General features: G+C 63.5%; 6 protein-coding genes and 2 pseudogenes. 1 reads left to right on the forward strand and 7 read right to left on the reverse strand.

Annotated features, from left to right (window positions below):
* Positions 1-111 precede the first annotated feature (111 nt).
* From ASJ79_RS12405 to ASJ79_RS12435, 7 genes and pseudogenes are all read right to left on the reverse strand, one after another.
* Complete coding sequence (locus tag ASJ79_RS12405) at positions 112-732, reverse strand: hypothetical protein (RefSeq protein WP_197420189.1); 621 nt, start codon at positions 730-732, stop codon at positions 112-114.
* A gap of 139 nt (positions 733-871) precedes the next feature.
* Entirely contained in the window at positions 872-1,858 is a 987-nt protein-coding gene (locus tag ASJ79_RS12410) for a hypothetical protein (RefSeq protein ID WP_067955526.1), read from the reverse strand.
* A gap of 5 nt (positions 1,859-1,863) precedes the next feature.
* A complete protein-coding gene (locus tag ASJ79_RS12415) occupies positions 1,864-4,467 on the reverse strand; it encodes a hypothetical protein (RefSeq protein WP_156448403.1) in 2,604 nt (867 codons plus the stop codon).
* Positions 4,468-4,851: 384 nt separating this feature from the next.
* Complete coding sequence (locus ASJ79_RS12420) at positions 4,852-5,490, reverse strand: HNH endonuclease family protein (RefSeq protein WP_156448404.1); 639 nt, start codon at positions 5,488-5,490, stop codon at positions 4,852-4,854.
* A gap of 68 nt (positions 5,491-5,558) precedes the next feature.
* The gene (locus ASJ79_RS12425) at positions 5,559-5,897 is read right to left on the reverse strand and encodes a hypothetical protein (protein ID WP_369803655.1); all 339 of its coding nucleotides are present in this window, start codon (positions 5,895-5,897) and stop codon (positions 5,559-5,561) included.
* Positions 5,894-8,155 carry an ATP-dependent DNA helicase RecG gene (recG, locus tag ASJ79_RS12430; RefSeq protein ID WP_067955532.1) on the reverse strand — a complete coding sequence of 754 codons (2,262 nt, stop codon included), beginning with the start codon at positions 8,153-8,155 and terminating at the stop codon, positions 5,894-5,896. Before recG ends, ASJ79_RS12425 begins: the two co-directional genes overlap by 4 nt.
* A gap of 1 nt (position 8,156) precedes the next feature.
* Positions 8,157-8,768 (reverse strand): annotated as a pseudogene (locus ASJ79_RS12435) (dihydroxyacetone kinase); the annotation flags it as partial.
* Here ASJ79_RS12435 and ASJ79_RS32195 point away from each other — a divergent pair.
* Positions 8,764-8,888: pseudogene (locus tag ASJ79_RS32195) on the forward strand (NAD-dependent dehydratase); the annotation flags it as partial. The pseudogenes ASJ79_RS12435 and ASJ79_RS32195 sit on opposite strands and share 5 nt — an antisense overlap.

Genomic DNA, 8,888 nt, shown 5'->3' on the forward strand with positions numbered 1-8,888 from the left:
TCGCTACTACAACCATGACAGGCGGCACAGTTCACTGGGAATGATCTCACCCATCGACTTTGAGATCGCCACACGAATCAATCAGCAATCAAGCTAACCGTGTCCACTTTTTCAGGGGAACCCCAGTCGACGACCAACCCACGCTAAGTGACCTCCGGCCACGTACTGCCCTTGCCTATGCCGACCTCGCAGGATTCCCACCCGCGTGCGGCCTTCCACGATCTGTAGGCCTTCGCAGTCTGCGATCAGTAATCGGCGATCAATGAGAATTGGCCAACGCTTCCAGGTTCCGTGCGCAGACCAACACTGCGCCACGCCAACGTGTTCCCCTTCGTCGCGCACGCCTACCCAATGATCGGGGTCGCGCGCTATCTCGCCAACGTAGTCACTATCCGACGGCCCGGTCGGCATTCCGAGAAACGCTTCTAGGTCGATAATTTCGACATCCCATCTGACATCCTGAAGCTCCAGCCCGCCGTAATCGTCGAGGAACGAAGGATTTGCGCCGTGGTCAAACAACCATTGCTCTAGCACGTCGTCCGGCCACTGCAGAGTGACCACTTCTGGATAGTCGCGAAACTCGGCAAAACCAAACTGAGATTCTCGCGCTTGTACGGACAAGATTGCAATGTCGGAAAGCAGCATGGTGTCATCATCCCGCACGTAGAAGTGTGCTATTTGGTTCGCATCCGAGGTCATCGAAAGACTCGTTGGGTTCAGCGGATTTGCCACCGTACAACCATCGGCCTAATGGGCGTTCGCCGCAAGGCCCTGTTGCTTGCTGTCGGCCGACCGGAAGGCATTGGCGGCGTTGACAACCGACCCTGAGAGGGACTGGGTCTGCACGCCAGTTCAGTCTCGTTGCGCAGGACTAGGCGTGCATTGTGAGCAATTCTGACAGCGGCCGCTTGCCCGCCCACAATTCGTCCTGCGCCCGATCAATGTCGGACTCCAGTAGCGCTCCGCGGAGTACCACCTGAGCCTCGAACCCGATGGCCACGCCGGCGAGGGCAAGCGCTCGATTTAGGCTGGCAATGCCAGCGTCTCGCAACAGGATTTTGAAGCGTTGGAATTCGAGGTGCCGCCACGCGATGTAAGGCGAGGTCATTTGATCGTCGAAGAGCCAACGTGCGTGCCACCCTAAGTCTTTTGTGGCGGAGAGGACCTCACGCGCCTGTTTGTCCTTGAACTGCTTCAGTTTGAACTCTTGTACTCGTGTCAAAAGCATGTTTGAGGGTGTGGATTGTTGGGTGCTTGCCTCCGCGAGCGTTGAAGCCGCTCGGCGCAACGTGTTGCGCACCGGGGGCGGCAACTGCGTCCAAATGAGCTTCTCCTCGTCTAATTGAATGTAGTAGCAGCCCTTGTGCTTTCGCCCCTCCCCGAGCGCCTCTGGTACGTATTGGATATAGCGTCCCCTGCGTTTGTCGATGCTGCCTTGCGGGATCCAGCCGGTCCGGAAGGCTACTTTTCTGCCGTCGGCATCGGCGAGTAGATCGATTTCGTAGACTGCCTGACCACGCAACATCATGTCCGCGATCCAGCTCAGGTGATACCGAACCGCGGTCTCAAGCCTTGACGATGGACCGCTCGGTGAATTCAGGCCTTCTGTGATCAGATTCTCGACGTCGCTGTTGTGGGGCTCTATCGCGACGGAGAACCCACTATCGGGGTCGTCCTCCCAGGGCAGAATCTGCTCGACGTCTTCCGTGAACATATGACCGTAGAAGTTGTCCCAGCGAGGCTGATCTCGTTGGAGACGATTGAGCCGGTCGATGAGGTTGGCATCGTTTTCGGCAGCCTCACGGATGTAGAACTGCGTGCGGCGGTGGCTGCGAAGACCTCGATGGGGATCACGCATATGTATCAGTCTCTATCGGAGTCGTCGGCGGAGGGCATGGTGGTGTCCGGTTCGGCTGCTTGTTCGGCAGCAGCCGTTCGGTCCTCCTCGAACTGCGCAAGGGTTTGCAACAGCGAGCTGAGGCTAGGACGAAGTTTGGTGTCGTCGCCAAGTTGGGGCACGACGTAGTGAGCGAGAAACAAATCGGTTGGCTTGTAGGTGATTCCGAAAGCTCCAGGGGCGAAGGCGGCAACGATCGGCGAAAGTTCGGTGGCCGGGCGGGCATGGGGATTGTCGATGTCGAAGGCGTCGAAGGGATCGGCGATGCCACGCTCTTCGAGGAACCGGATCAGCTTCTGTTCGCGGCTACTGCGCAGGACGTAGAGGTCATTGAGGGAAATCGCCGAGTCGACATCCGACATGATGTCGAGCAGGTTCGGCAGGAAGTCCTCGCCGAGCTGGTCACGCCGAGAATCCCACATCGGCCGGATAGAGTCCCAGATTCCTTCACCGTCGAGCTCCTGCAGCAGGATTGCGTAGCCACTGAGCTCCGCAAGCGCGACCATGGGTTCTACGGTGTAGATGAATTGGAGAAGAGGCAGCTGTCCCGCTACATCCGCAATCATCCGCCGGCCAGCGGCCTGCCCCTGATTGAATAGGGCGGTAAACCAGGTGGCCGCCCGATCATGGTCCCCGTCGAGGATTGCATCGAATGTGGCGTTGAAGACGAAAACATAGGCTTGTCCATAGAGATCTGGCTGTCGCCGATCGTGTGGGCCGGCTGGCAGATTCGGCAGGCAGTCCGCGATGTAGCCAAGCACGTGCCGACGTAGGTCGACGTCGAGCGGCGGCGACTGAGAATGGGAAGGCCAGTTCAGATCGTCGAGTGCCGCGCTCTTCAACCGTCGCAGGGCTTGGTGGGCAGTCGCGATGAGCTCCTGGTGGGTATGGATCTTGTCGATCATTTCCAGTGCTGAAAAGGCCACCATGGCAGCCAGTTTCCAGTCCTGAACAGCTATTGCCGACTTCACCTCGTTGATGGTGCGCGCGGCAAATCGCTCTATGATTGCATGCTGGGCCGCCTGTAGGCGTTGAGCTAGGACCCGAGCCACGTAGTGGTGAACGAACCACGTGGGGGTGACCTGCCGACCTTCTACGCCGTTCTCGAATGCGATGCGCTGGTTAAGTTGTTCGAGCATCTCAACCGCCGGGCGGGGGAAATTCAGTTCGTAGACAGCGTTGCGGTCGGCGATGGCACTATCGATATCTATACTTAGTCGCCGATTCTTGAGGTGCTCGGCAGCGTCAACCAAACCCAGCCACGCATTCATCAGCAGCACCACCGACCGTTGGGCCGCGATCACCCGGTCGCGTTCACGCTCGTCAGCGAGGTACGCGGTCGGTGCAGGATCGTCTGTGGCGGGTGCCACGGTTTCCCAGATGGCGGCAACGATTTGATCCTCGAGCAGCAGCGCCTCGTCGAATAGCAACCGGCTGCTCAGTGCGCGGATCTGCGCGGAAGTTGAGTCCAGGAAACTAGTGAAGGAGTCCAGCTGACCGCGACCGACGACGACGATGAGCTTCGAGATGTCTGCGGCGCACTGCCGTTCCACCCAGAGCAAATCCGGGCCCGTAGGAGTATGCGCGCTCGTCGATAACGCCAAGGCAAAGTTTGTCTCGTCGGCGCTGAGAGTAAACCAGTTGGGATATCTGGCAATCGACGTCCACCATGCACTATCTGAGGGGATGCGGTTCTTCCGGGATGCATAAACCGCAAGCAGGACAAGCAGTTGGCGGGCAACGTCCAACGGCGCTGCAGAGTTTCGAACGGACCGGCTGGCGACGAGATCGGTGATCTGGCGATAATGCTCAAGCGTTTCGCGCCCCTCGCGATGTGCCTGCTGCTGGCTGCCTTCGTCGAGAGCCGTGGGTAGCGTGGTGGCGCGAGACAATGCGCGCCCAAACCGCCGGGGCAGATCCTGGGTCAGTGAAGCTGGATCGAAGAAGCCGAACGGGGCGATGCCGACGACCGCCAGTCGCAGAACCGCGAGCACAGCCAAGAGGACGGCGACTACGACGCTGAGTACGCGGACGTGGTATCCCAGCGAGCCGAGTCCGAAGAGGGCTGTGGTGAATACGAGCGCTCGGACGATACCGCGGGTGTAGACGGTGCTGATTCGCTGTTGCACGAACAGTTTCCGAATGTCACCGGGAACCGAAGCATATGCGGTTGAGGCGACGACGCCAACGCTGGCGTAGTACAAGGCCAGTAAGGTCGCCTCAGCACCGATAAGAACTCCGACAAGCGATTCGTAGTCGCTGGACTCCCGGGTCGCGGCGATGCGCTGAATTGGGCTCCAGCCGATGTGGGACAAGGCCACGCCGATTGCCTCAGTGGCCAGCAACAACACAGCGGCGCCTATTGCAATCGCCGCGGATTGAGTCGCGAGCTGTACGGCAACCGCGAGATTCTGGCGTTGCCCGTCAAACTGGCTCGATCGCGTTTGCAGCCAGCGGGACCGCCGCACGGTCCAGCGGTGCCACCGTTCGCGCCATCGCCACCATCGCGGCGCGGCGAGCAAGCGGAGTCGCCAGCGTGCCACCGCCGCCAGCCAGAACTGGCGAATCACGGTGCTTCCGCAGGGTCGCAGAGTGCTCGGTCGACGTGCTGCAGCTCCACATCGGCAATTCGGCGGTCGAAGAATCGTGCGTTCTCACGGGCCGTGACAAGCTTCCGGGGCCTTGCAGGTTTGTCGACTTCTGACTGCAGGCCGCGCTGTTCGAGCTTGCTGCTATCTGGGCTGACAGCTGCCCGACGGTGCTCCCGAATGGAGGGCGGGCGCCACGGTCGTGAGTCGATGTGCTCGCCTGTCACGATGGGTTAGCCCATCTCAGAGCCCGACCGGCGGCTGCTTGGCCCAGCCGGCGATGACGACGCTGGCTGCGGGACCAGTATTCGCGATGCCGATCACCCACCAAATGAGGCGGACAGCCGGACACCAATAAGCCCTTCGTCATCGGCTGCTCGGACATGTTGCCGCCGCATCGCGCAACACTGGCACCGACGGTTCATCTATCGCCAACCTATAGCCCCGCATCACCGCGATGAATTGCATCGCGTACTGGCAATGAAACGCGGCATTCGGCGGCATCCAGAAGGCCGGCTCCTTATCACCCTTGTCCTGGTTTGCCTGCCCCTGCACCGCGAGGAGATTGGCGGGATCATTGGCGAATCGGAGACGCAACGATTCCGGCCATGCCCAAGCGCCCTGATCCCACGAGTAGGCCAACGGCACGATGTGCTCGATCTGCACGGCTGCACCAGTCTTGTTGCCGCGCTGAAAATCTATCGTCGTACTCGTGTACGGATCGTGCAGCACACCTGTGGCCACCGCACGCGGACAACGACTGATCTCCACATAGGTCTTCTCGATCAAATCGCGATCAAGAATGTCGTTTCTCGTATCGCATTGGTTGTGTCCACCAGGTGCGTCGGTGTCATCAGTCCACGCCTCCCCGTACGCCGCACGGTGATAATCTCCATGACGGACACGAACTGGCACCACCGGCACACCAGCGAGAACATCAACCCCAGCCGTCACCGTCGGCTGATCGGCCCCGGCCACCGACGTCGACGGACCAGTCGACGACATCACCGTTTGCACCGCCACCACAACCGCCAGCGCTGCAGCGGCGGCCGACCACGCCAACCTCGCCTGGGTCACCGGAGCGTTCCTGACATGAACTCAGCTTCCTGCAACGTGTCGAGCAACACGCCAAACCCCCCAAGGAAGCGGGTGTCGCAGCCGTTGCGCCCGCCCGGGGCGCTGGTGTCGTCAGTCCACGACTCGCCGAAAGCCGCTCGGCGATAATCGTTTCCGCGCACCCGCCCGGGTATCACGGCGATGCCGGCGAGCACATCGGCACCCGGAGCGACCGTCGGGACGTCGGCCTCGGCGATGTACTGCGACGGTGTCCGGGAGGACGCACTGACCTGGTACGCGACGATGACCGCGAGCAGCACCGAGACGGCGAGCCACAGCGTCTGCCTGCGGCTCACGACATGTCCAGGAACTGGACGCGGTCACTGTCGGTGAACGGCGCCGACAGCATGGCCATGCCGGCGTCGAGCGGATCGGAGTCGTACACGGTCTCGCAGAGTTCCCTGGCGGTCAGGATGATCTCCAGGTGCTCGGCCAGCGACAGGAATTTCAACGTGATGGGACGCCCGGACTGGTAGTAGCCCAGCACGTCGCCCTCGCTGCGCTCCCGCAGGTCGAGGTCGGCCAGCGCGAACCCGTCGAGTGTGCCCGCCACCGCCGTCAACCGTTGTCCCGCTTTGGAGTGCTCGGGCAGCCTGGTGGCCAGCAGGCACAGGCTGGGGTGCTCACCGCGACCGATGCGGCCGCGCAACTGATGCAGCTGGCTGATGCCGAACCGGTCCGCGTCCATCACGACCATCACGGTGGCGTTGGGCACGTCGACCCCTACCTCGATCACCGTGGTGCACACCAGCACGTCGATCTCACCGGCCCGGAACGCGGTCATCACCGCTTCCTTCTCGTCGCCGGACAATCGTCCGTGCATCAGGCCCAGTCGCAGGCCGGCCAGCGGGCCGCGCTGCAGCCGCTCGAACATCTCGACGACGGTGACCGGCGGCGGGCCCTGCTCGCCGCTGTCCTTCTTGGCCTTCTTGCTCTTACCGTCCTTCGCGGCGCCGTCGCCGGGGGTGTCGGCTTCGTCGATCCGGGACGCGACGACATAGGCCTGGCGGCCGGCGTTGACCTCTTCGGCGATCCGGCCCCACGCGCGTTCCAGCCACGCCGGTTTCTGGGTCTGGAAGATCGTGTTGGTGGCGATCGGCTGACGCCCGCGAGGCAGCTCCCGCAGTGTCGAGGTCTCCAGGTCGCCGTAGTAGGTCAGCGCCACCGTCCTGGGGATCGGCGTCGCCGTCATCACCAGCAGGTGCGGCGTGATTCCTTCACGCGCCTTGGCGCGCAACCGGTCTCGCTGCTCCACCCCGAACCGGTGCTGCTCGTCGACCACGACCATGCCGAGGTTGTCGAACTCCACCGCGTCCTGCAGCAGCGCGTGCGTTCCGATGACCAGACCCGCCTGGCCCGACGCGATCTCCCTGCGGGCATCGCGCTTCTGTTGGGCTGTCATCGATCCGGTCAGCAGCGCGACCCTGGTGGCGTTCTCGGCACCGCCCAGCTCCCCCGCCGCCGCCAGCGGCCCCAGCATCGCCCGGATCGACAGGTCATGTTGTGCGGCAAGGACTTCGGTCGGCGCCAGCAGTGCGCACTGATAGCCGGCGTCGACCATCTGCAGCATCGCCAGCAGCGACACGACGGTCTTGCCGGAGCCGACCTCGCCCTGCAGCATGCGGTTCATCGGCCGGGTGGCGGCCAGTTCGGTCGAGACCACGTCGAGGACGTCGCGCTGGCCCGCGGTGAGCTCGAACGGCAGTTGCCCGGACATCGCCGCCATCAGGCCGTCGTCGCGACGCTTCGCCGGCGGACCCGAGGCGCTGAGCTCGCCGTGCCGGCGCACCACCAACCCCCACTGCAGGCCGACCGCTTCGTCGAAGGTCAGCCGCTCGATCGCGCGGGCCCGTTCCTGCGCGTTGTCGCTCAGGTGCACCGCGCGCAGCGCCGCGTCCTCGGACATCAGATCGTGTTCGCGCACAAACCAGTCCGGCAGGGTTTCGGGCACGGGATCGAGGACGGCCAGCATCTGGCGCACACACGCGTAGATGTCCCAGGTCTGCACCTTGGCGGTGGCCCCGTAGATCGGGAAGAAGTTCTTCTCGAACTCGGCGAGCAGCTCGTCGTCGGTGGCGTCGGTGTCGGACGCGATCGAGGTCAGCGACTTGGTGCCGATTTTTCTGCCCGACGTCGCGTTCAGCACCATGAACGCCGGGTGGGTCAGCTGCATGGTGCCCCGGTAATAGCCCACCTCGCCGGAGAGCATCACCTTGGCGTCCTTGACCAGGGTGTGCTTCAGATACTTGGGATTGAAGAACGTCGCGGTGACCTTCGGCCGCCGGTCACGCAGGGTCACGACGAGAAACTCCCGCGAGGGCTGGCGCTGGGACCGCTTCAACTCGGCCTTCTCGATCACGTCGACGAAGGTCACGTGCTCGCCTTCCTCGAGATCGAGCTCCTCACCTTCACCGCGCACGGTCATCGCGTCGCTGTACTTACGGGGGAAGTAGCGCAGCAGATCGTTGACGGTGCGCAGGCCGAGATGCTCTTCGAGGTTGTCCGCGGCCTTCTTGCCGAGCACGAAGTGCAGGCTGTCGTTCAGTGCGGCCATCTCACTCGACCCCGATCAGCAGCGCGTCGACACGGTGCCCGGTGTGGAAGGTGACCATCTCGGTCCCCGGATGGTTGTGGTGGACGTGTTCGGTCAGCGCCTCCGCGACCTCCGGCCCCACCCCGTCGCCGGTCAGGACGGTCACCAGCTCGCCACCGGCCGCCAGCAGCAGGTCGATCAGTCCGGCGCCGGCGGCGGCGACGCCGTCACCGACGATGACCACCTCGTCGCCGGCGATGCCCAGGCCGTCGCCGGGCTTGCAGGCGCCGGCCCAGGTCAGCGCCTCCTCGGCGGCGATCCGCACCGAGCCGTGCCGGGCGCCCGCCGCGGCCCTGGCCATGGTGTAGCCGTCGTCGACGAGGCGACGCTCGGGATCGTGCACGGCCAACGCGGCCAGGCCCTGCACCATCGACCCGGTCGGCACCGGCACCATGTCGATCCCCCAGTCGGAGGCGACCGCCGATCCGGCGACGATCTCCTCGGCGGCGACATACCCGTTGGGCAGCACCATCACCTGCGCGGCACCGGTGTTGACCAGGGCATGGAGCAGCTGCTGGGCACTGACCGGCACATCGGGTTGTGGCCGCAGCACCTCGGCGCCCTCCCCGGAGAAGGGGCTGCCCGCGGTCGCGATGTGCGTGTCCAACACCTACGGTCCCGGCGACTTCCTGCCCACTCCGCACGGCGGCATGCTCGCCGCTGCGGTGCGGGGCAAGCTCCCGTTCTCCATCGA

This window comes from Mycobacterium sp. NAZ190054 (assembly GCF_001545925.1).
Lineage (GTDB): Bacteria > Actinomycetota > Actinomycetes > Mycobacteriales > Mycobacteriaceae > Mycobacterium.

Excerpts from the sequence above, each read along its gene's own strand:
- ASJ79_RS12410 (WP_067955526.1), bottom strand. The coding sequence starts at position 1,858 with ATGCGTGATCCCCATCGAGGTCTTCGCAGCCACCGCCGCACGCAGTTC.
- ASJ79_RS12420 (WP_156448404.1), bottom strand. The coding sequence starts at position 5,490 with ATGTCGTCGACTGGTCCGTCGACGTCGGTGGCCGGGGCCGATCAGCCG.
- recG (WP_067955532.1), bottom strand. The coding sequence starts at position 8,155 with ATGGCCGCACTGAACGACAGCCTGCACTTCGTGCTCGGCAAGAAGGCC.